Below are 20,050 nucleotides of genomic sequence, written 5' to 3'. Positions count from 1 at the left end.
CCTCGACGTCAGGCGCCCACCGAGCGCAGCGACTCCGAGGTGAGCGTGAAATAGCGGATGCCGATCGCGTCGGACACATGATAGGCCGCGCTCTCGCAGCCGGCGAGCAGCTCCATCAGCGCAGCATGGCTCGCGTCGGCGCCGGGGGCGCACAGCGCCTCGAGCGACCACGTAGCGGGGTCGGGCAGCTCGTGCGACAGCGCGGTGAGCTTGCCTGGCGCGCTGCCCGCGAGCCGCGCGATGCGCCCGCGCAGCGTCTGCGTCACCCAGGCGAGCGAGCGCGGGTTCTCGGTATCGAGCACGAGCAGGTCGACCAACGTGGCGACGTCGCGCCGCTGCTGGTAGCGCGCATGAAAGGTGATGGTGCTGTCGAACAGCGCCACCATCGCCTCGAAGCCACTCGCCTCGTGCACCGCGCCGCCCTCGAAGCCGGCTGCGAGCGCGCTCGAGAGAAAGCCCAGGCGCTCGATGTGGCGGCCGATGGACAAGAGCCGCCAGGCGTCGTCGCGCGTCATGCGGTCGGTCTGCGCACCCGTCATCGCGGCCAGCGCGGTGCTGGCCGATTCAAGCGTGCGCAGTGCGACGGGGGTCGCGAAGCTACCTTCGCCAGCCTGCTCGGCCGCGCGGCGCAGGAACTCGGCCTCGGTGCGCACGATCTGGTTCCAGTTGTCCTGCGAGAGCCGTTCGCGCACGGCCGCCGCCGACTGGCGGATGCAGCGCAGGCTGTACCCGACGCTGCCGCCGCGCGCCACGTCGCCGAGTTCGGCCACCAGCGCGCGCTCGAACACGCGGCGCGACTGCGGCGCGCTCGGCACGCCCGCCGGCACCAGCGAATTGCGCAGCGCCATGCGATGCAGCCATTCGAGCAGCGGGCGCGACGACTGGTCCTCGCCGCCCAGCAGGTCGAGCACGAGCCGCGCGAGCCGTACCGCGTTCTCGGCGCGCTCGGTGTAGCGGCCGAGCCAGAACATGTTCTCGGCCGCGCGGCTGGTGACGGGTGCGCGGTGCCGCGCGAGCGAGGCGGTGGTGGCATGCGGCTGCAGCAGCGTGGTGCGGTCGACCTCGTCATGGGTCTGGACCCACACGTCGGCACTGCTGCCGCCGCGCTGCATCGAGGCGATCTGCGCGTCGCGTCCCGCGAGTCGCGCGAGCCCGCCGGGCAGCACGCGCCACGACTGTGCGCCGTCGCTGACCGCGAACACGCGCAGCAGCACCGCGCGCGGCGCGATGTGGCCCGGCCCCATGTCACCGGCCCAGGTGGGCATCTGCGACAGCGGCATGTAGCTCTGCACCGTGTGGGCGTCGCCGTCGCGCAGGATGCGCCCGGCCCATTCGTCGAGCTGGCGCCGCCGGAGCTGGCTGCCGAGCACCGCATCGAAGCTGGTCTGCCCGTCGATGCCGGGATAGGTCGGCTTGATGGCAGAGGCGCCGAGCTGCGGCAGCACCGCGTCGAGCGCGGCACGCTCGCCGCACCACCAGGTCGGCAGCGCGGGCAGGCTGAGTTTTTCGCCGATCAGGCGCCGCGCAAGCCCGGGCAGAAAGCCCAGCAGCGCCGGCGATTCGAGGAATGCCGAGCCCGGCATGTTGGCCACCAGCACGTTGCCGGCGCGGATCGCCTGCAACAGGCCCGGCACGCCCAGCGTGGAGTCGGGGCGCAGCTCGAGCGGATCGAGGAACTGGTCGTCGAGCCGCTTGATGAGGCCGTGCACCGGCCGCAGACCCTGCAGCGTCTTGAGGTAGAGCCGCTGGTCGCGCACCGTGAGGTCGTTGCCCTCGACCAGCGTCAGGCCCAGGTAGCGCGCCAGGTAGGCGTGCTCGAAGTAGGTCTCGTTGTAGGGGCCGGGCGTCAGCAGCGCGATATGCGGCGGCGCGCCGGCCGGGCACATGCGCTGCAGGCCGTCCATCATCGCGCTGTAGGTGGCGGCCAGGCGCTGCACGTGCAGGGCCTCGAAGGCCTGCGGAAACTGTCGCGTGATCGCGAGCCGGTTCTCGAGCAGGTAGCCCAGCCCCGACGGCGCCTGCGTGCGCTGCGACACCACCCACCAGTTGCCGTCGGGCCCGCGCGCGAGATCGAAGGCCGCGATGTGCAGCCAGGTGTCGCCCGGCGGCTTCACGCCGTGCATCGCGCGCAGGTAGCCCGGATGGCCGCGCACCAGCGCATCGGGCAGCAGGCCCTCGGCCAGCAGCTGCTGCGGGCCGTAGACGTCGGCCATCACGCGGTCGAGCACGCGCATGCGCTGCAGCACGCCGGCCTCGATCTGGCGCCAGCTCTCGGGCGAGACGATCAGCGGGAACAGGTCGAGCGACCAGGGCCGCTGCGGTCCGTCGGCGTCGGCATAGACGTTGTAGGTGACGCCGTTGTCCCGGATCTGCCGCGCCAGGCTCACCGCGCGCCGCGGCAGGTCGGCGAAGCCGCCCGGGCCGAGCTGCTCGAAGAAGGCGCTCCAGCCGGTCGTGAGCGGTGGCTTGTCGCCCGCGCCGGCGGCCCGGCCGCGCAGCTCGTCGAAGTGGCCGGGCAGGGCCGCGGGCGCGAGCGCCGACGCCAGCGCAGCTGGATGGTCCAGCGCGGCGGCGTCGAACAGGGATTCGTTCAGGGGTTCCACAGTGCGTGGATTGTCACACCGTCGTCATCAGGGCCTTGCGACCCCGCCTTCTTCAACGCCGCAGATCCAGCGTGAAAGGAAACTCCCGGCTCCCCGCGATCTCGATCGTGGCCGGCGGCGTCTGCAGTGGCCCCGGCGTGTGGCCCGTGCGCGTGAAGCGCGACAGGCGGCGGCTTTCGGCCTCGTAGGCGTTGACCGGGAAGGTCTCGTAGTTGCGCCCGCCCGGATGGGCGACGAAATACTGGCAGCCGCCGAGCGAGCGCTTCATCCAGGTGTCGACGATGTCGAAGGTCAGCGGCGCATGGGCGCCGATGGTCGGATGCAGCGCCGAGGGCGGGTTCCAGGCCTTGTAGCGCACGCCCGCAACGAACTCGCCGGCCGTGCCGGTGGGCTGCAGCGGCAGCACCTGGCCGTTGACGGTGACCGTGTGGCGGCTTTCGTTGAGCCCGGTGACGCGCACCTCGATGCGCTCGAGCGACGAATCGACATACCGCACCGTGCCGCCGGGCGCGCCTTCCTCGCCCATCACATGCCAGGGTTCGAGCGCGTTGCGCAGCGACAGCTCAACGCCCATCGCCTGCACCTGGCCCACCAGCGGAAAGCGGAACTCGAAGTGCGGCGCGAACCATTCGGCCTCGAAGGCGAAGCCGGCCTGCCGCATCTCGGCGATCACGTCGTCGAAGTCCATCTTCACGAATGTCGGCAGCAGGAAGCGGTCGTGCAGCTCGGTGCCCCAGCGCGTGACCGGCGCCCGATATGGCGCGTTCCAGAAGCGCGCGACCAGCGCGCGGATCAGCAGCTGCTGCACGATGCTCATGCGCGCATGCGGCGGCATCTCGAAGGCGCGCAGCTCGAGCAGCCCGAGCCGGCCGGTGCTCGAATCCGGCGAGTAGAGCTTGTCGATGCAGAACTCGCTGCGGTGCGTGTTGCCGCTGACGTCGATCAGGATGTTGCGCAGCGTGCGGTCGACCAGCCATGCCGGCATGCCCTCGCCATGCAGCTCGCGGCTCCTGGCGATCTGCGCGAGCGCGATCTCGAGTTCGTAGACCTGGTCGTTGCGGGCCTCGTCCACGCGCGGCGCCTGGCTGGTCGGGCCGATGAACATGCCCGAGAAAAGATAGCTCAGCGAGGGATGGTTGTGCCAGTAGAGCAACAGGCTTGCGAGCAGCTCGGGCCGGCGCAGGAAGGGGCTGTCGGCGGGCGTGGCCCCGCCCAGCACGAAATGGTTGCCGCCGCCGGTGCCGGTGTGGCGACCGTCGGTCATGAACTTCTCGGCCGACAGGCGCGTTTCGAAGGCCGCGTCGTACAGAAACTCGGTGTGCGCGACCAGTTCCTTCCAGTTGTGCGCGGGATGGATGTTGACCTCGATCACGCCAGGGTCGGGCGTGACCTGCAGCATCTTCAGGCGCGGATCGCGCGGCGGCGGATAGCCTTCCATCACGATGCGCACGCCGAGTTCGCGCGCGGTGGCTTCCACTGCCGCGACGAGGTCGAGGTAGTCCTCGAGCCGCGCGAGCGGCGGCATGAAGACGTACAGCACGCCAGAGGCGCTGCCCTGCTTCTCGGCGGCGGGGCCGTTGGCACGCCGCGGATCGCGCACCTCGACGCACAGCGCCGTGCGCGTGACCCAGTGCGCCGATTCGCCGCGGCGCGGCTGGCGGGTGGTCTGCTGCCGCGCGAAGTGGCTGGCCGCGTCGCCGGCGGCGGCCGGATCGCCGGGCGACTGCATGCGCAGCGCGGCGGGCACCGCGGGCGGCGCGCCGAAGGCGTACGGCACCGCATCGCGATCGGCGCCGGCGCCGTCAACGACGTCATAGCGCGCACGGTAGTCGGTGGCGCTCGGCAGCGCAGCGCGCGGTGCCGTCGGATCGCGCTCGACCAGGTAAGGGTAGTCGCCCTTGCTGGCCCAGGGCTGCGAATCGAGCGGCAGGCGGTAGCCCATCGGCGAATCGCCAGGAATCAGGTAGAGCCGGTCGTCGCGCAGGAACCACGGGCCGGTCTGCCAGCCCGGGCCTTCGAGCGCGGGCGCATCGCGGTCGGCATTGGCGGGCGCGAGCGGCAGCATGTAGCCGATGGCCGCATCGAGCTTCTGCGTGAACACGCGGCGCAGGCGCACGCGTTCGAGTTCGTCCTCGAGCTTCGAGTCGAAGGGATCGACGTTGACGGGCAGGCGGCGCTCGCGCCAGAGGTAGTAGTAGACGTCCTCGTAACCCGGCAGGACGTAGCGCTCGGTGATGCCGAGCTTGCGTGCGAGCAGCGTGGTGAAGCGCTGCGCATCGTCGCTCGTGTAGTGCGTGGGCACGCGCTCGTCGGCAAAGAGCGCGGGATCGTGCCAGAGCGTCTGGCCGTCGCCACGCCAGAAAATCGACAGCGCCCAGCGTGGCAGCTGCTCGCCGGGGTACCACTTGCCCTGGCCGAAATGCAGGAAGCCGCCGTGCCCGTATTCGGCCCGCAGCCGGTGCACGAGCTCGGTGGCGTAGCCGCGCTTGGTGGGGCCGAGCGCATCGGTGTTCCACTCAGGCGCATCGCGGTCGCTCGTGGCCACATAGGTCGGCTCGCCGCCCATCGTGAGGCGCACGTCGCCGGCCTGCAGTTGCGCGTCGACCGCCTCGCCGAGCGCGAGCACCTCGCTCCACTGGTCGTCGCTGTAGGGCTTGGTGACGCGCGGCGATTCGTAGATGCGCGTGACCTTCATCTCGTGGCCGAACTCGACCTCGGATTCATCCACGCCGCCCTCGATCGGCGCGGCGCTCGACGGCGTGGGCGTGCAGGCGAGCGGAATGTGGCCTTCACCGGCCAGGAGGCCGGAGGTGGCGTCCAGGCCGATCCACCCTGCGCCGGGCAGGAATACCTCGCACCAGGCATGCAGGTCGGTGAAGTCGACGGTGGTGCCGCTCGGGCCGTCGAGCGCCTTCACGTCGGGCGTGAGTTGGATCAGGTAGCCCGAAACGAAGCGCGCCGCGAGGCCGCAGTGGCGCAGCAGCTGAACCAGCAGCCAGCCCGAGTCGCGGCACGAGCCGCTGCCGCTGGCGAGCGTCTCTTCGGGCGTCTGCACGCCCGGCTCCATGCGGATCAGGTAGTTGACGTCCTGCTGGACCTGCTGGTTGATGCCGACCAGGAAGTCGATGGTGCGCTGCACCTTGCGGTCGACCTTGTCGAGGTAGGCCGCCAGCAGCGGCGTGGGGGTTTCGGTGACGAGGTAGGGCGCGAGCTCCTCGGCCTGCGACGGCGTGTACTTGAACGGGAAATTCTCGGCTTGCGGCTCGAGGAAGAAGTCGAAGGGGTTGTAGACCGCCATCTCGACCACCAGGTCGACCGTGACCTTGAACTCGCGCGTCTTCTCGGGAAACACGAGCCGCGCCTGGTAGTTGGCGAACGGGTCCTGCATCCAGTTGACGAAATGGTCCGCGGGCTCGACGCGCAGCGAATACGAGACCACGGTGCTGCGGCAATGCGGCGCCGGGCGCAGGCGCACCACCTGTGGTCCCAGTTGCACCGGCCGGTCGTACTTGTAGTGCGTGACGTGGTGGAGCGCGGCGTGGATGGACATGTTTCTCCCGTCAGGACGATATTGCGCGCCGACAGCTGCTGCCGGGCTTCGACGCATGATAGGGCCTGCGGACAGGCCTTCGCCCTGGCGGACGCAAGGAATGCGCCAGCCGCGTCCCGGTCAGCCGACCGGCTTGATCTTCGCGTCCTTGGCGAGCTGCCGCCACTTGCGGGCATCGCCTTCGACGCGGTCGCCGAAGGTCTTCGCATCGGCCTCGAAGGGGTCCAGCGTCAGCGCCTTGAGGCGCTCCTTCATCGCCGGCTGGGCCAGCGCGAAGCTGATCGAGCGGCTGATGCGCTCGGACACCGGCGCGGGCAGTCCGGCCGGGCCCATCAGGCCGAACCACTGCTCGTACACCACGCCCGGCAGGCCGCCTTCAGCGAAGGTCGGCACGTCGGGATAGTCGGGGTGGCGCTCGGGGGCGGTGGTCGCGAGCATGCGCACCTGGCCGTTCTTCACGAAGCTCGCGCCCGAGGCGATGGAGATCACCATCAAATCGATCTGGCCGGCCACGAGGTCGATCATGGCAGGCGCGGTGCCCTTGTACGGCACCACGGTCACCCTGGCCTTGCTCAGGTGGCGGATCATCTCGAACACGATGCTGCCGTTGCCGGGGATGCCGATGTTCAGCTTGCCGGGGTGCTTGTGCGCGTAGGCAACCATCTCGGCCACCGATTTGGCAGGAAAGTCGGGCCGGCACACCAGGAACAGCGGCGTTTTGGCGATGCCGCCGATGGCGGTGAAATCCTTCGTGGGGTCGAACGGGATGTTGCGCGTGAACACCGGGTTCACGGTGTGAAGCGCGTCCACGAGCAGCAGCGTGTAGCCGTCGGGTTCGGCCTTGGCGACGTAATGGCTGCCGATGGCGCCGGCCGCGCCCGTCTTGTTCTCGATCAGCACGGTCTGGTCGAGATCCTTCGCCATCCAGTCGCCGATGGTGCGGCCGACGACGTCGGAGCTGCCCCCCGCGGAGAACGGCACGATCAGCCGCACGGGCTTGCGCGACGGATATTCGTCGCCCGCGGCGCCGGCGAGCGGGTGCAGACCCAGTGCGGCAGCGGACAGCAGCAGGTTGCGGCGGTTGAGTGGAAATGGGTTCATGGTTTGCCTCCTTGGTAGTTGGTTAGTTGTTGGTGCGTTGGACGAGCTCGAACGCGTTGGCCAGGTCGGCCAGCAGGTCTTGCACGTCTTCGAGCCCGATGTGCAGGCGATTCACGAGGCCGCAGCCGGCCCAGTTCGATTCGCCGCGCGTGCGGGCCATGTCGTACAGGCCCACCATGCTTTCGTAGCCGCCCCACGAGGCGCCGATGCCGAACAGCGCCAGTGCATCCACCCAGCGCCGCGCGGTGGCGGCGTCCCAGGCGGGGTCGAGCTCGAACGACAGCAGCCCGTTGCTGCCGCGGCAGTCGCGCTGCCACAGCGCATGGCCAGGGTCCTCGGGCAGGGCGGGATGGAACACGCGCACCACTTCGCGGCGGCGCTGCAGCCAGCGCGCGACCTCGAAGGCCTGGCGCTCGTGGCGGGCGAGCCGCACGCCCATCGTGCGCACGCCGCGCAGCACGAGGTAGGCGTCGTCGGGGCTCACCGTCATGCCGAAGGTGTCGCAGGTGGCGTTCAGCGGCGCCCAGGCCGCCTCGGTGGCGCAGGCGGTGCCCATCACCACGTCGGAATGGCCGCCCAGGTACTTGGTCGCGGCCATCACCGAAACGTCGGCGCCCAGTGCCAGCGGGCGGTACTGCATGCCCGAGCCCCAGGTGTTGTCGGCCACCAGCAGCGCGCCGGCTTCGTGCGCCAGCGCGGCCATCGCGGGCAGGTCGCACATCTCGTAGAGCAGTGAACCGGGGCATTCGGCGTAGACCATGCGCGTGTTGGGCCGCAGGCGCTCCGCGAGGTCGCGGCCGTCGGCCGGAAAGAAGTCGCAGGCGATGCCGTGCGGCATGAGGTGGCTGCGCACCAGGTGTTGCGCGGGCTCGTAGACGCCCTCGCTCATCAGCAGGTGATCGCCCGGCTTCAGGTAGGCGAGCAGCACCATGCCGATCGCGGCGAGGCCGGTGGGGAGCAGGCGCGTGCGATGGCCGCCCTCGAGTTCGGTGACCAGGTCCTCGAGTGCGAAGTTGGTGGGATTGCCGCGCGCGCCGTAGATGAAATTGCGCTCGTGGTCGCGCCGCGCGCGCAGGTCGAGCTGCTGGGCGGTGCTGTCGAACAGCACGGTGCTCGCGCGCACCACCGGCGGGTTGACCGGCTGGCCACCCTCGAAGTGCGGATGCTTGCCGCCATGCACCAGCCGGGTGGCGCCCGGCGCGGAAGGGGATGTGTTCTTCATGCGGTCCTCGCCGGCCGCACGACGGCCCGGTTGCAGCCAAAGCCGATGCGCCGCGCGCCGGGCTGCTCGCACCAGCCGTGCAGTTCGACCGCGTCGCCGTCGGCCAGAAAGGCGCGCTCCTGGGGCGCTTCGCCCGCCACCGGCAGAAGCAGCGGCTCGCGCCCGCTGCGCGTCATTTCGAGCAGGCAGCCGGCCTCTTCGGGCGTGGGGCCGGAGATGGTGCCGGTGCCGATCAGGTCGCCCGGTGCGAGGTTGCAGCCGCCGCTCGTGTGGTGCGCCACCATCTGGGCCAGCGTCCAGTACTGGTGGACGAAACTGGTGCGCGATACCTGCACCGCGCGTGCGCCGACGCGGCGATGCGCCTCGGTCTCGATGCCCACGCTGAGCTGGATGTCGAGCGCACCGGCCGCGGCCACGCGCGGATGCGCGAGGTGCGGCAGCGGCTGCGGTTCGTCCGCTGCGCGCTGCCAGGGCCGGCGAAACGGCCGCAGCGCCTCCATCGTCACGATCCACGGTGACACCGTGGTGCAGAAGTTCTTGCCGAGAAAGGGACCGAGCGGTGCCATTTCCCAGAACTGGATGTCCCGCGCAGACCAGTCGTTGAGCAGGCACAGCCCGAAGAGTTGCTCCTCCGCGTCGCCCACGGCGATGGGTTCGCCGAGCGCGTTGCCCGGGCCGATGTAGGCGCCGAGCTCAAGTTCGTAGTCGAGGCGCGTGCTCGGCCCGAATTCGGGCGCCGTGGCACCGGGCGCCATGCGCTGCCCATGCGGCCGGCGCACGCCTTCGCCGAGCACGCCGACGCACACGCTCGAGGCGCGGCCGTGATAGGCCACCGGCAGCCAGCGGAAGTTCGGCGCGAGCGGATCGTTCGGGCGCACCAGCAGGCCCGCGTTGTAGGCGTGGTGCACCGAGGTGTAGAAGTCGGTGTAGTCGCCGATGCGCGCCGGCAGGCGGTAGTAGGCCTGCGCCTGCGGCAGCAGGCAGGCGCTGACCCCGATGCGTTCGGTTTCGCTGGCGTCGGTCGAGAGCAGCGCGAACACCGCGCGGCGCAGCGCACGCCATGCGGGCGCGCCGAGCGCCATGAAGTCGTTCAGCACCGGGGCGCAGCAGGCCGCGGCCGCGTCCTGCGCACCGCCTTCGAGCAGGCCGCTCGCATGCAGCGCCACCAGGTCGACGATCTGGTCGCCGACCGCGATGCCGCCGCGCGCGGGGGCGCCGGCATCGGGCGCGAAGCAGGCGAACGGCAGGTTCTGAATGGGGAAGTCGCAACTCGGCGCATTGGCCGATCCGATCCACGACGTCGCGTCGGGATCATGGGTCGTATCGAGGGTCATGAGGCGAGATGGCCGCCGTCGCCAGGCAGGCGGAACATGGCGCGTTCCTCGTCGTCGAGCTGCGCGACCAGCCCGATTTCCCAGGCCAGGTAGCGGCGCGCGGCTTCCTTGTTGCCGTCGTGGCGGTCATGCACGAAGAACACGAAGTCGATGTGTTCCTCCTGCGAGGCCGCGATCGGCGTGGTGTCCACGGGCAGGCCCGCCGCGGCCCAGGCTTCGAAGCCGCCGCGGAGCAGTGAAACGCGCTGGGCGGTGGGCTCGAGTTCGGAGGCGGCGAGCGCGGCGATCGACGGATGCTCGGCCACGAGCACGATCGGGCGGTCGTCGGACGCGTCGGCGAGTGCCCGCATGTGCGGCCGGATCGACCAGGCGGCACCGGGGATGCGCGACTGGCGGAAGAGTGCGCTGGAACGCAGGTCGACCACGCGCACCTTGCCTTCGCGCAGTGCCTCGGCCACTTCCGATGGTTCGACCTCGGGCGGCGCGGGCGGCAGGACAGCCGCCCGCGCGGTCTCGAGCGCCAGTCCGCTGCGCAGCCCGCCGTCGAGCACATGCGCATCGTGGCCCAGCTGGCGCAGCCAGCTCGCGACGGTGGGTGCGCGCACGCCGTCGTCGTCGAACAGCACCAGCCGCGCATTGCGCACGCCGATGTACTCGTCGGTCGACTGGATCAGCTGCCCGCCGGGCGTGTGCTGCGCCCCCGGCAAGCTGGCCGCCGCGAATTCTTCGGGCGAGCGCACGTCGCACAGGTACAGCGTGCGCGCACCGTCGCGCGCCCACTCACGCACCGTGTCGGGCGCCACCATGCGCACGCCGTGCGCGGTGGCCAGCCGGACCGCGGCGTCGCGCAGTGCGGTGCTGCCCGAGCCGGGCGGATAGCCGTTGTCGCGCCCGTGGTCGAGCGCGAGGTCGTTCAGCGCCCAGCCCTGGGTGCCGTTCTCGAGCGCCAGCACGGGGTTCGGCAGGCCGAGATTGATCAGCGTCTGCGCGCCGATGATGCTGCGCGTGCGCCCGGCGCAGTTGATGACCACCGTGGTGCGCGGATTGGGCACCAGGCTGGTCACGCGGTAGGGTAGTTCGCCGTTCGGGCAGCAGGTTCCGCCCGGGATGCTCATCTTGCGGAACTCGGTCATCGGGCGGCCGTCGAGGACCGTCAGCGGCTCGCCCGCAGCGACGCGGCGCGCCAGCTCGGTGGCGCTGATGTGCGGCGTGCCGTAGGCCAGCTCCGCGAGCTCTCCGAATGTCTTGGAGGGCACGTTCACGCCGGCGAACAGGCCGTAGCCCGCCGCGGCCCATGCCGCGGTGCCGCCTTCGAGCAGGTAGACGTCGCGGTAGCCGAGCGCCTCGAGGCGGCGCGCCGCATGCACCGCGGCGCCCTTGCCGTCCGCGTCGCAGACGACCGTGCGGACCACGCGCCGCGGCGCGAGGCGCGGCGCATCGAGTTCGAGGCGGCTGTAGGGCAGCGGTATTGCGAACAGCGGATGCGATTCGGCGAACGGGCCGCGCTCGCGCACGTCGAACAGCGCCAGTTCCTGGCCGTCGTGCAGCCAGCGCTTGAGGGTCTGCGCGCCGATCGACGGTGGCGGCGTCTTCTGGAGCACGGCTGCGGTCATGCGTTCACCGTGGTCTTCACGCCCATCGTCATGCGCGCGCAGGTGCCGCGCTCCATGTCGTAGGCCAGCCGTTCGGACAGCGATTCGAGCGGGCGCCCGTACATGTGCAGGTGGCGGATTTCCTGGCCGGGCGGGATCTCGACCGAATGGATGTCGTCGGGCATCAGTGCGATGCCGTTGCCTGGCGCGACGATGACTTCGCCCGCCGGGTGCAGCGTCGCCGGGCCGGCCTCGCGGCCGCCGTCGGTGCGCTCGTAGAGGCGGTTGACCTCCGAGCCCTCGACAGCGGCGATGCAGGCCCAGGTGGTGTGGTTGTGCGGCAGGATGCGCTTGCCCGGGCGCATGACGTTCAGGTAGAGCGAATGGCCCAGCGCCTTGTCTTCGCCCACCAGGTAGCGCGCCTGCAGCTCGCCGTCGGCAGGCGCCGGGAAATGCTCGGCCGACCACAGCGAAACCTGCGCGGCCAGCGCCATCAGGTCCTGCTTGACCCGCTCCAGCGCGTCACGCGTGAGCCCGAGTTCCAGGCGGCCCTGAACCTTGGCCAGGGTGTGCGCCACCGCGCGGGAAGTGTGGTCGTAAATGCTCATCGCCAATCCTTTTCAATTGTCAGCAAAGCTGATGTGTTGCTGGCAAAGTGGAGGCGGCGACGTTCGCGGTCGTCTGCCATCCTTGCCCTGCCAGCAATGGCGATATTGCCCGGTGTAGGTCGAAAGAATCAATCGAGTCGAGGTGCAAGAATCATTAGAATCCGTGAACTATGAGAGCTTTGGACCTGGATCAGTTGAGGACCCTCGTGGCCATCGAGGAATGCGGCTCCTTCGCAGCGGCTGCGGCGAGGCTCGACCTCACCCAGTCGGCGGTGACGCAGCAGATGCAGCGGCTGGAGCTGCGCATCGGCTTTCCGCTGTTCGAGAAGGCGGGCCGCAACAAGCGCATGAGCAGCCATGCGCTGCGGCTCCTGGTGTATGCGCGGCAATTGCTCGCGGTGCACGACGAGGCGCTGCGCGGGCTGGCGGATTCGGGCGAGCAGGGGCGCGTGCGCATCGGCGCGCCGCACGACATGGCCGACCTGCTGCTGCCGCGCGTGCTGGCGCAGATCGCGCAGACCATGCCGCGCATGCAGATCGATATCGAGATCTCCCGCAGTCCGTACCTGATGGAGTCTCTGGCGCAGGGGCGGCTCGACATCATCATTGCCAACCGGGCCGAGCCCGAGGCCGAAGGGGTGCTGCTGCGGATGCATCCGACCGTGTGGCTTTGCGCCGCGGGCTACAAGCACGATGCCTCCAAGCCGGTGCCGCTGATCGTGATCGACGGGCCCAGCCTGTTCCATCGCATGGCGGCAGAAGCGCTGCAGGGCGTGGGCCTGACCTGGACCGCGAGCTACACCACCTCGAACGTGCTGGGCGTGAAGGCCGCGCTGCGCGCCGGCCTCGGCGTGGCGGCGCGCGGCATCGAGTTCGTGGATTCGTACACCCGCGTGCTCGGTGCGCGCGAGGGGCTGCCGCCGCTGCCCGACGTGCCCTATTTCCTGTACATGCGCAAGAACGCCGTGAGCCCGGTGACGCGGCGCGTGTTCGAGATGATCGGCGGCAATCTCGGGCTCGTCGAGCCGGGGCGCAGGCGGCCGAAGTAGCACCGCGTTCGCGCATACTCCCGCGCAGAACGACAGCAACAAGACAACGCAATGCGCCCGCTCGAGGCGCTGCAAGGGAAGGCAGGGAGGCATGGCACACACGCAGGCCGCGCGCGCGGCATGGCCCTTCGCGGCAATGGGCGGAGTGGTGCTGGGCAGTGCGCTGCAGTTGCAGCAGGCCGCGCTCTGGCCTTGGCCGGCGTACTTGGCACTTTGCATCGCGGGGGGCGCGGTTGTTGCTGCCCTGACCGCGCGCACCCTCCGCGCCAGGCGCCCTGCGATGCTCGCGGCAGCGCTGCTCGCGGGCGCCTGCTGCGGCGCGGGGCTCGCGGGCGTGCGCGCCTGCGCTTTCCTGGCCGGCGCGCTGGAACCTGCACTCGAAGGGCGCGACCTGGAGGTGGTCGGCGTCGTCGCGCAGATGCCGCGCCGCGACGAGGGGGGCACGCGGTTTCGGCTCGATGTGGAATCGGCGCAGTGGCGCGATGCGGACGCCACGCGCCTGCAGGTGCCGCCGCGCGTACCGGCGCGCATTGCGCTGGGCTGGTACCGCGACCGCGACGGCGACGGCGACGCCGGGGGCCACGCGGTGGCGCTGCATGCGGGCGAGCGTTGGCGCTTCACGGTGCGGCTGAAGGCACCGCACGGCCATCTCAACCCACATGGCTTCGATCATGAGCTGAGGCTCTGGGAGCAGGGCGTCCAGGCCACCGGCTACGTGCGCACGGGCGGGCGCGACACCGCGCCGCAACGGCTGGCGTCCACCTGGCGCCACCCCATCGAGCGGGCCCGCGAGGCGGTGCGCGACGCGGTCTTCGAACGCGTGGCCGATGCGCGGCCGGCCGGCGTCATCGCGGCGCTCGTGACGGGCGACCAGGCGGCCATCGATCGTGCCGGCTGGGACATCTTTCGCGCCACCGGCGTGGCGCACCTGATGTCGATCTCGGGGCTGCACATCACCATGTTCGCCTGGCTCGCCGCGCACGCGGTCGGTGCGCTGTGGCGCCGCAGCCTGCGGCTGATGCTGCGTCATCCTGCGCCGCAGGCTGCGCTGGTCGGCGGCGTGCTGCTGGCCGGGCTCTATGCACTCTTCAGCGGCTGGGGCGTGCCCTCGCAGCGCACGGTCTGGATGCTGGCGGCCGCGGCGCTGCTGCGCCTGTCGGGGCGGCGCTGGCCGTGGCCCCATGTCTGGCTGCTGATCGCCGCGGTGGTGGTGCTGCTCGACCCGTGGGCGCTGATGCAGGCCGGCTTCTGGCTCAGCTTCGCGGCGGTCGGCATTCTCTTCACGACCGGCTTCATGCAGCCGGCCGGCGAAGCGATCGGCCCGGCGGCGCGGCTCGCGGGCTTTCTTCGCGAGCAATGGGTGGTCACGCTCGCGCTGGCGCCGCTCGGCCTGCTGTTCTTCCAGCAGGTCTCGTTGGTCAGCCTGGTCGCGAATGCGGTGGCGATCCCGTGGGTCACGCTCGTGGTCACGCCGCTCGCGATGCTCGGCACGGTGGTGCCGCCGCTGTGGAGCGTTGCCGCCGCGGCCGTGCAGGTGCTCGGCGCGCTGCTCGCCTGGCTGGCCGGCTTGCCGTGGGCCACGTTCTCGGTGGCCGCGGCGCCGGCCTGGATGGCCGCCGGCGGCGTGGTGGGCGGGGTACTGCTTGCGATGCGGCTTCCCTGGGCGCTGCGCGTGGCCGGCGTGCCGCTGCTGCTGCCGGTGCTGCTCTGGCAGGCGCCGCGACCGGCGCACGGCGAGTTCGAGTTGCTCGCGGCGGACATCGGCCAGGGCAATGCCGTGTTGGTGCGCACCGCCACGCACAGCCTGCTGTTCGACGCGGGGCCGCGCTACGGCCTGGGGAGCGACGCGGGGCAGCGCGTGCTGGTGCCGCTGCTGCGCGCCTTCGACGAGCGGCTCGACATGCTGGTGTTGAGCCACCGCGACAGCGACCACACCGGGGGCGCCGCCGCGGTGCTCGCGATGCAGCCCCAGGCCGCGCTGCTGAGTTCGATCGAGGCCGGGCACCCGCTGCAGTCGCTGCGGCCGGTGCGGCGCTGCGAGGCGGGCCAGCGCTGGACCTGGGACGGTGTGGATTTCGAGGTGCTGCACCCGGTGCCGGCCGACTACCTCTCGTTCACCAAGCCGAATGCGGTGTCGTGCGTGCTGCACCTCACCAACGCGCGGGCGGCGGCGCTGCTGGCGGGCGACATCGAACGCCTGCAGGAAGCGGCGCTGGTGGCACGCACGCCGCAGCAACTGCGCGCCGACGTGCTGTTGGTGCCCCACCATGGCAGCAAGACTTCGTCGAGCGCAGCACTGCTCGAGGCCGTTCGCCCGCGCATCGCGCTGGTGCAGGCGGGCTACCGCAACCGCTTCGGGCATCCCGCCGCCGAGGTGGTCGCGCGCTATGCCGGCGCGGGTGTGCCGCTCTTCGAGAGCGCGCGCTGCGGCGCGGCGCTGTGGCGCAGCACGACGCCCGCCCAGGTGGACTGCGAACGCGAGCGCCACGCGCGCTACTGGCACCACCGCGTGCCCTGACGCGTTCCGCGTGCGCGTGCATCCCGTGGGCACGCGGGTTTTCCCTTGAAAAGTTTCGCTGGCAGCAACTATTTCGGGTTTTCTTGACCGGCCCCCGCACGCGACCTCCAATGGCGCTGCAATCGCGGTTCCGCTAAGCGAAACAAAGAGAAAAGCCGATGGCCGTCCGACCCCGTTCCGTTGCATCCGTCCTGGCGAACAGCGCCACCGAACCTACCTCGTCGGTCGAGCGGGCCTGCCGCATCCTGCGGGCGCTCTCCGACCCCGGCGTCGCCCGCCTGACCGACATTGCCCTGGCCACCGGCCTCGACAAGACCACCGTGCTGCGCCTCGTCGAAGTGCTGATGCGCGACGGCTTCGTGGTGCGCGATGCGAAGACCAAGCGCTACAGCCTGGGCGCCGAACTGTTGGTGCTCGGCGCCGCGGCCCTCGCGCGCTTCGACCCGCGCCCGCTGGTGCGCCCGAGCCTCCTTCGCCTCACCGGCACCTTCGAGGACAGCGTGATCCTGTCGATCCCGAGCGGCATCGAGTCGCTGTGTGTCGACGTGGAAGAAGGGCGCTTCCCGATCCGCGCCAACTACCTTTCGGTGGGCAGTCGCCGGCCGCTCGGCGTGGGCGCGGGCAGCCTCGCGCTGCTGGCATGGATGCCCGAAGCCGAGCGGAAGGCCGCGCTCGCGGTGATCGCGCCGCAGCTCAAGCGCTATCCGCGCATCACGCCCAAGCTGCTCGAAGCCCGCGCCCTCGAAGCGCGCGAGCGCGGCCATGCGGTGCTGCTCGACGTGGTGGTCGAGCGCATGGGCGGCATCGCCGCGCCGATCCTCGGGGCCGATGGCCGGCCCGTCGCGGCCATCAGCATCGCGGCGCTGAACGACCGCATCACCTCGCGCGAGGCCGAACTGGCCAAGGCGCTCAAGCGCGAATGCGCCACCTGCGAAGTGCTGTGGAGCGGCGCAGCGCAGCAGAGCGCGCTCGCCACGCGCGGCGTCGGGCATCGGGTGCGGGTGCATTGACCGACATGACTTCTCCCAACGCTTTTCTCGTCGGTGCCGGCGGCACCGCCTTCGGCCGCCACGAAGGCCAGGGCGCCATCGACCTCATGGCCCAGGCCGCGCAGCAGGCGCTCGACGCGGCCGGGCTGCGGCGCGCCGACATCGACGGCGTGCTCTGCGGCTACGCGACCACGCTCCCGCACCTGATGATGTCGACGCTCTTTTGCGAGCGCTTCGCACTGCGGCCCGCCTATGCGCACAGCCTGCAGCTTGGCGGCGCCAGTGGCTCGGCGATGCTGATGCTGGCGCGCGAGCTGGTGCGCGCCGGCCGCTGCCGCAACGTGCTGGTGGTGGGCGGCGAGAACCGGCTCAGCGGCCAGTCGCGCGACAGCGCCATCCAGACCCTGGCGCAGGTGGGCGATGCCGATTTCGAAGTGCCCAACGGCGCCTCGGTGCCGGCCTACTACGGCCTGCTCGCATCGCGCTACATGCACGAGACCGGCACGCGCGAAGCCGATCTGGCCGAACTCGCGGTGCTCATGCGCACGCACGCCATGGGTCACCCCGGCGCGCACCTGCGCTCGCCCATGTCGGTGCCCGACGTGCTGGCATCGAAGCCCATCGCCGCGCCGCTCAAGCTGATGGACTGCTGCCCCATTTCGGATGGCGCGATGGCGCTGGTGGTGTCGTCGGCCGCGCGCGGCGACGAGGGCGTGGCGATTGCGGGCGCGGGCCAGGCGCACCGGCACCAGCACCTGAGCGCGATGGCCGACGTCATGCAGTGCGGCGCGGCCGAAGCGGCCGGGCGCGCGTTCGGCGAAGCGGGCCTGGGCGTGGACGACATCGACTGCCTCGGCATCTACGACTCCTTCACCATCACGCTGGCGATGCTGCTCGAGGAGATCGGGTTCGCGCCGCGCGGCGGTGCGGCCGAGCGCGTGCGCAACGGCGATTTCCGCGCCAGCGGACCGCTGCCGCTCAATACCCACGGCGGCCTGCTGTCGTTCGGCCACTGTGGGGTCGCGGGCGGCATGGCCCACACCGTTGAAGTGTTCCGCCAGATGACGGGGCAAGCCGGCGAGCGGCAATTGCGGCGCCCCCGCCACGCGTTCGTGCATGCGGACGGCGGCGTGATGTCGTCGCATGTGAGCCTGGTGCTTTCTCGCGGGGGTGGGTCATGAGCAGTCTTGCCGCTCCATTCACCGAAGGCCTCGCGCGGCACCAACTGCGCTACCAGTCGTGCGCCGCCTGCGGCCACGCGCAGACGTTGGCGCGCTACGCCTGCGCGGCCTGCGGCGGCACGCAGCTCGAATGGAAGACTGCGAGCGGCCGCGCGACCGTGCACGCCGTCACCGTCGTCTCGCGCGCGCCCTCCGACGCCTTCCGCGCGCTGGCGCCCTACACGCTGGTGCTCGCCACGCTCGACGAGGGGCCGCGCCTCATGGCGCATGCCGCGCCCGGCGTGCGCATCGGCGACGCGGTGCGGGCCGGCTTCTTCACGCACGCGGGCCAGGTGCTCGTGCGCTTCGCGCCCGCGCCCGACTGAGCCGCAGCGCGCACCCGTCGTCCCAACAACCACAAGCAGGAGACAACCGCATGCATTCGATCCGATCCTTCGCCCGCCGCCAATGGCTGGCGGGTGCGCTGGCAGCCACCGCCTGCGTCGCGGCGATGCCGCTGGCCGCCCAGGCGCAGGGCTATCCGAGCAAACCGGTCAAGCTGGTCGTGCCGTACCCGCCGGGCGGGCCGACCGACATCGTGGCGCGCGTGGTCGCGCAAAAGCTCTCGGAGCAGACCGGCCAGCAATTCATCATCGACAACCGCCCCGGTGCAGGCGGCAACACCGGCGCCGAGCTGGTGGCGCGCAGCACACCCGATGGCTACACGCTGGTGGTGGCCACCACCGCGCATGCGATCAACCCCTCGCTCTTCAAGAACCTCGGCTACAAGCTCACGAAGGACCTGATGCCGGTGTCGCAGCTCACCAGCGGTCCGCTCGTGATCGTGGCCAACCCCGAGCTGCCCGCGAAGAACGTGGCGGAGCTCATCGCGCTCGCCAAGGCCCGGCCCGGCGGGCTCAACTTCGCGTCGTCGGGCAACGGGCAATCGACGCACCTCGCGGCCGAGCTGTTCGCCGCGACGGCCGGCGTGAAGATGACGCACGTACCGTACAAGGGCAGTGCGCCGGCGCTCACCGACGTGATGGGCAACCAGGCGCAGCTGATGTTCGACACCATGCTCTCGGCCATGCCGCAGGTGAAGGGCGGCAAGCTCAAGGCGCTGGCCGTGACGAGCGCAAAGCGTTCGCCCGCGGCGCCCGAGCTGCCGACGGTGGCCGAGTCGGGCCTGCCGGGCTACGAGGCGATCGCATGGAATGGCCTGCTCGCCCCCGCGGGAACGCCGGGCGAGGTGATCGCGCGACTCAACGCCGAGTTGAAGAAAGCGCTGTCGCAGCCCGACGTGAAAGACAGGTTCGAGGCCCAGGGCTTTGCCGCGACATGGAACACGCCCGAGGACTTCGGCGTCTTCATGAACGCCGAGGTCGGCAAGTGGGCGCAGGTGGTGAAGGTCTCGGGCGCCACGCTGGACTGAGGTCATGATCGATCCCGTTCGACTGAAGGCCTGGCGCTTCGACGACATCGTCCACCGCTACACGGCGGACGACACGATGCGCTACGCGCTCGCACTGGGCCTGGGCCGTGACCCGATGGATGCAGCGCAGCTGCAGTTCGTCAACGACACCGCGCCCGGCATGCCGCTCGCGCTGCCGACGATGGCGGTGGTGCTCGGCTTTCCGGGCTCGTGGATGCAGGACCCGGCCACCGGCATCGACTTCGCGCAGATCGTGCACGGCGAAGAACGCGTGGTGTGGCACCGGCCGCTGCCGGCGGCCGGCACCGTGGTGGCGCGCCACCGCGTGACGCGCGTGGTCGACAAGGGGCCGGGGCGCGGCGCCTTGGTCACCTACGACAAGACGCTGTCCGATGCCGCGAGCGACGAACTGCTCGCCACCGTCACGCACACGACCTTCGCGCGCGGCAACGGCGGCTTCGCGACCGCGGCGCAACCGGGCGATGCCGCGCCCGAAGTGCCCGCGCCCGTGCCGCAGCGCGCGCCCGACACCGTGGTCGACATTCCGACGCTGCCGCAGCAGGCGCTGCTCTACCGCCTCTGCGCCGACCGCAACCCGCTGCATTCCGATCCGGATGCCGCGCGGGCCGCGGGCTTCGACCGGCCGATCCTGCACGGGCTGTGCACCTGGGGCATCGCGGGCCACACGGTGCTCGCGCATGCCTGCGGCAATGCGCCGGCGCGGCTGCAGAGCCTGTTCGCGCGCTTCTCGGCACCGGCGGTCCCGGGCGACACGCTGCGCATCGAGATGTACCGCGAGGGCGCGGACCTGTACTTCCGGGCCCGCGTGCCCGCGCGCGACCGCACCGTGCTCGACCACGGGCATGCGCGCATCAGCGACTGAAGACCGAAT

14 protein-coding genes are annotated in these 20,050 nt (G+C 70.9%); 7 read left to right on the top strand and 7 right to left on the bottom strand.

Annotation, left to right across the window (positions count from 1 at the left end; translation table 11 throughout):
- Window positions 1–8 precede the first annotated feature (8 nt).
- The 7 genes from AC3A6G_RS01415 to AC3A6G_RS01385 all read right to left on the bottom strand — a co-directional run bounded on the left by AC3A6G_RS01415 (window position 9) and on the right by AC3A6G_RS01385 (window position 12,010).
- On the bottom strand, window positions 9–2,603 hold the full coding sequence (locus AC3A6G_RS01415) for a circularly permuted type 2 ATP-grasp protein (protein WP_487857917.1): 2,595 nt from the start codon (window positions 2,601–2,603) through the stop codon (window positions 9–11).
- Between the two features lie 52 nt (window positions 2,604–2,655).
- On the bottom strand, window positions 2,656–6,153 hold the full coding sequence (locus AC3A6G_RS01410) for a transglutaminase family protein (protein WP_487872863.1): 3,498 nt from the start codon (window positions 6,151–6,153) through the stop codon (window positions 2,656–2,658).
- A 120-nt stretch (window positions 6,154–6,273) separates the two neighbouring features.
- Window positions 6,274–7,254 (bottom strand): Bug family tripartite tricarboxylate transporter substrate binding protein, encoded by a 981-nt coding sequence (locus AC3A6G_RS01405; RefSeq protein ID WP_487857915.1) that lies wholly within the window; start codon window positions 7,252–7,254, stop codon window positions 6,274–6,276.
- Between the two features lie 22 nt (window positions 7,255–7,276).
- Window positions 7,277–8,476, bottom strand: coding sequence for a cystathionine beta-lyase (gene metC / locus AC3A6G_RS01400; protein ID WP_487872862.1), 1,200 nt, complete (start codon window positions 8,474–8,476; stop codon window positions 7,277–7,279).
- On the bottom strand, window positions 8,473–9,810 hold the full coding sequence (gene fahA, locus AC3A6G_RS01395; protein WP_487872861.1) for a fumarylacetoacetase: 1,338 nt from the start codon (window positions 9,808–9,810) through the stop codon (window positions 8,473–8,475). Before fahA ends, metC begins: the two co-directional genes overlap by 4 nt.
- The gene (locus AC3A6G_RS01390) at window positions 9,807–11,423 is read right to left on the bottom strand and encodes a rhodanese-like domain-containing protein (RefSeq protein WP_487872860.1); all 1,617 of its coding nucleotides are present in this window, start codon (window positions 11,421–11,423) and stop codon (window positions 9,807–9,809) included. The genes fahA and AC3A6G_RS01390 overlap by 4 nt, the downstream gene beginning before the upstream one ends.
- A complete protein-coding gene (locus tag AC3A6G_RS01385) occupies window positions 11,420–12,010 on the bottom strand; it encodes a cysteine dioxygenase family protein (protein ID WP_487872859.1) in 591 nt (196 codons plus the stop codon). Before AC3A6G_RS01385 ends, AC3A6G_RS01390 begins: the two co-directional genes overlap by 4 nt.
- 170 nt (window positions 12,011–12,180) lie before the next feature.
- On the opposite strand from AC3A6G_RS01385, the gene AC3A6G_RS01380 reads away from it, so the two are divergent.
- The 7 genes from AC3A6G_RS01380 to AC3A6G_RS01350 all read left to right on the top strand — a co-directional run bounded on the left by AC3A6G_RS01380 (window position 12,181) and on the right by AC3A6G_RS01350 (window position 20,041).
- Window positions 12,181–13,059, top strand: a complete 879-nt coding sequence (locus tag AC3A6G_RS01380) for a LysR substrate-binding domain-containing protein (protein ID WP_487857910.1) — start codon at window positions 12,181–12,183, stop codon at window positions 13,057–13,059.
- Window positions 13,060–13,150: 91 nt separating this feature from the next.
- The gene (locus AC3A6G_RS01375; RefSeq protein ID WP_487872858.1) at window positions 13,151–15,577 is read left to right on the top strand and encodes a DNA internalization-related competence protein ComEC/Rec2; all 2,427 of its coding nucleotides are present in this window, start codon (window positions 13,151–13,153) and stop codon (window positions 15,575–15,577) included.
- Between the two features lie 158 nt (window positions 15,578–15,735).
- Window positions 15,736–16,587 carry an IclR family transcriptional regulator gene (locus tag AC3A6G_RS01370; RefSeq protein WP_487872857.1) on the top strand — a complete coding sequence of 284 codons (852 nt, stop codon included), beginning with the start codon at window positions 15,736–15,738 and terminating at the stop codon, window positions 16,585–16,587.
- Between the two features lie 5 nt (window positions 16,588–16,592).
- On the top strand, window positions 16,593–17,747 hold the full coding sequence (locus tag AC3A6G_RS01365) for a thiolase family protein (protein ID WP_487857907.1): 1,155 nt from the start codon (window positions 16,593–16,595) through the stop codon (window positions 17,745–17,747).
- Complete coding sequence (locus tag AC3A6G_RS01360; RefSeq protein WP_487872856.1) at window positions 17,744–18,112, top strand: Zn-ribbon domain-containing OB-fold protein; 369 nt, start codon at window positions 17,744–17,746, stop codon at window positions 18,110–18,112. Before AC3A6G_RS01365 ends, AC3A6G_RS01360 begins: the two co-directional genes overlap by 4 nt.
- 50 nt (window positions 18,113–18,162) lie before the next feature.
- Complete coding sequence (locus AC3A6G_RS01355; RefSeq protein ID WP_487872855.1) at window positions 18,163–19,158, top strand: tripartite tricarboxylate transporter substrate binding protein; 996 nt, start codon at window positions 18,163–18,165, stop codon at window positions 19,156–19,158.
- A 4-nt stretch (window positions 19,159–19,162) separates the two neighbouring features.
- The gene (locus AC3A6G_RS01350; protein WP_487872854.1) at window positions 19,163–20,041 is read left to right on the top strand and encodes a MaoC/PaaZ C-terminal domain-containing protein; all 879 of its coding nucleotides are present in this window, start codon (window positions 19,163–19,165) and stop codon (window positions 20,039–20,041) included.
- Window positions 20,042–20,050 lie beyond the last annotated feature (9 nt).

This window comes from Variovorax sp. Soil_C_26, assembly GCF_057657075.1.
The sequence above is the reverse complement of the archived record's forward strand: the minus strand, read 5'-3'. Positions and strand labels throughout refer to the sequence as shown.

Bases quoted from the DNA above. Each gene is read 5' to 3' on its own strand.
- AC3A6G_RS01410 (WP_487872863.1), bottom strand. From the start codon at position 6,153: ATGTCCATCCACGCCGCGCTCCACCACGTCACGCACTACAAGTACGAC.
- AC3A6G_RS01405 (WP_487857915.1), bottom strand. From the start codon at position 7,254: ATGAACCCATTTCCACTCAACCGCCGCAACCTGCTGCTGTCCGCTGCC.
- metC (WP_487872862.1), bottom strand. From the start codon at position 8,476: ATGAAGAACACATCCCCTTCCGCGCCGGGCGCCACCCGGCTGGTGCAT.
- fahA (WP_487872861.1), bottom strand. From the start codon at position 9,810: ATGACCCTCGATACGACCCATGATCCCGACGCGACGTCGTGGATCGGA.
- AC3A6G_RS01390 (WP_487872860.1), bottom strand. From the start codon at position 11,423: ATGACCGCAGCCGTGCTCCAGAAGACGCCGCCACCGTCGATCGGCGCG.
- AC3A6G_RS01385 (WP_487872859.1), bottom strand. From the start codon at position 12,010: ATGAGCATTTACGACCACACTTCCCGCGCGGTGGCGCACACCCTGGCC.
- AC3A6G_RS01380 (WP_487857910.1), top strand. From the start codon at position 12,181: ATGAGAGCTTTGGACCTGGATCAGTTGAGGACCCTCGTGGCCATCGAG.
- AC3A6G_RS01375 (WP_487872858.1), top strand. From the start codon at position 13,151: ATGGCACACACGCAGGCCGCGCGCGCGGCATGGCCCTTCGCGGCAATG.
- AC3A6G_RS01370 (WP_487872857.1), top strand. From the start codon at position 15,736: ATGGCCGTCCGACCCCGTTCCGTTGCATCCGTCCTGGCGAACAGCGCC.
- AC3A6G_RS01365 (WP_487857907.1), top strand. From the start codon at position 16,593: ATGACTTCTCCCAACGCTTTTCTCGTCGGTGCCGGCGGCACCGCCTTC.
- AC3A6G_RS01360 (WP_487872856.1), top strand. From the start codon at position 17,744: ATGAGCAGTCTTGCCGCTCCATTCACCGAAGGCCTCGCGCGGCACCAA.
- AC3A6G_RS01355 (WP_487872855.1), top strand. From the start codon at position 18,163: ATGCATTCGATCCGATCCTTCGCCCGCCGCCAATGGCTGGCGGGTGCG.
- AC3A6G_RS01350 (WP_487872854.1), top strand. From the start codon at position 19,163: ATGATCGATCCCGTTCGACTGAAGGCCTGGCGCTTCGACGACATCGTC.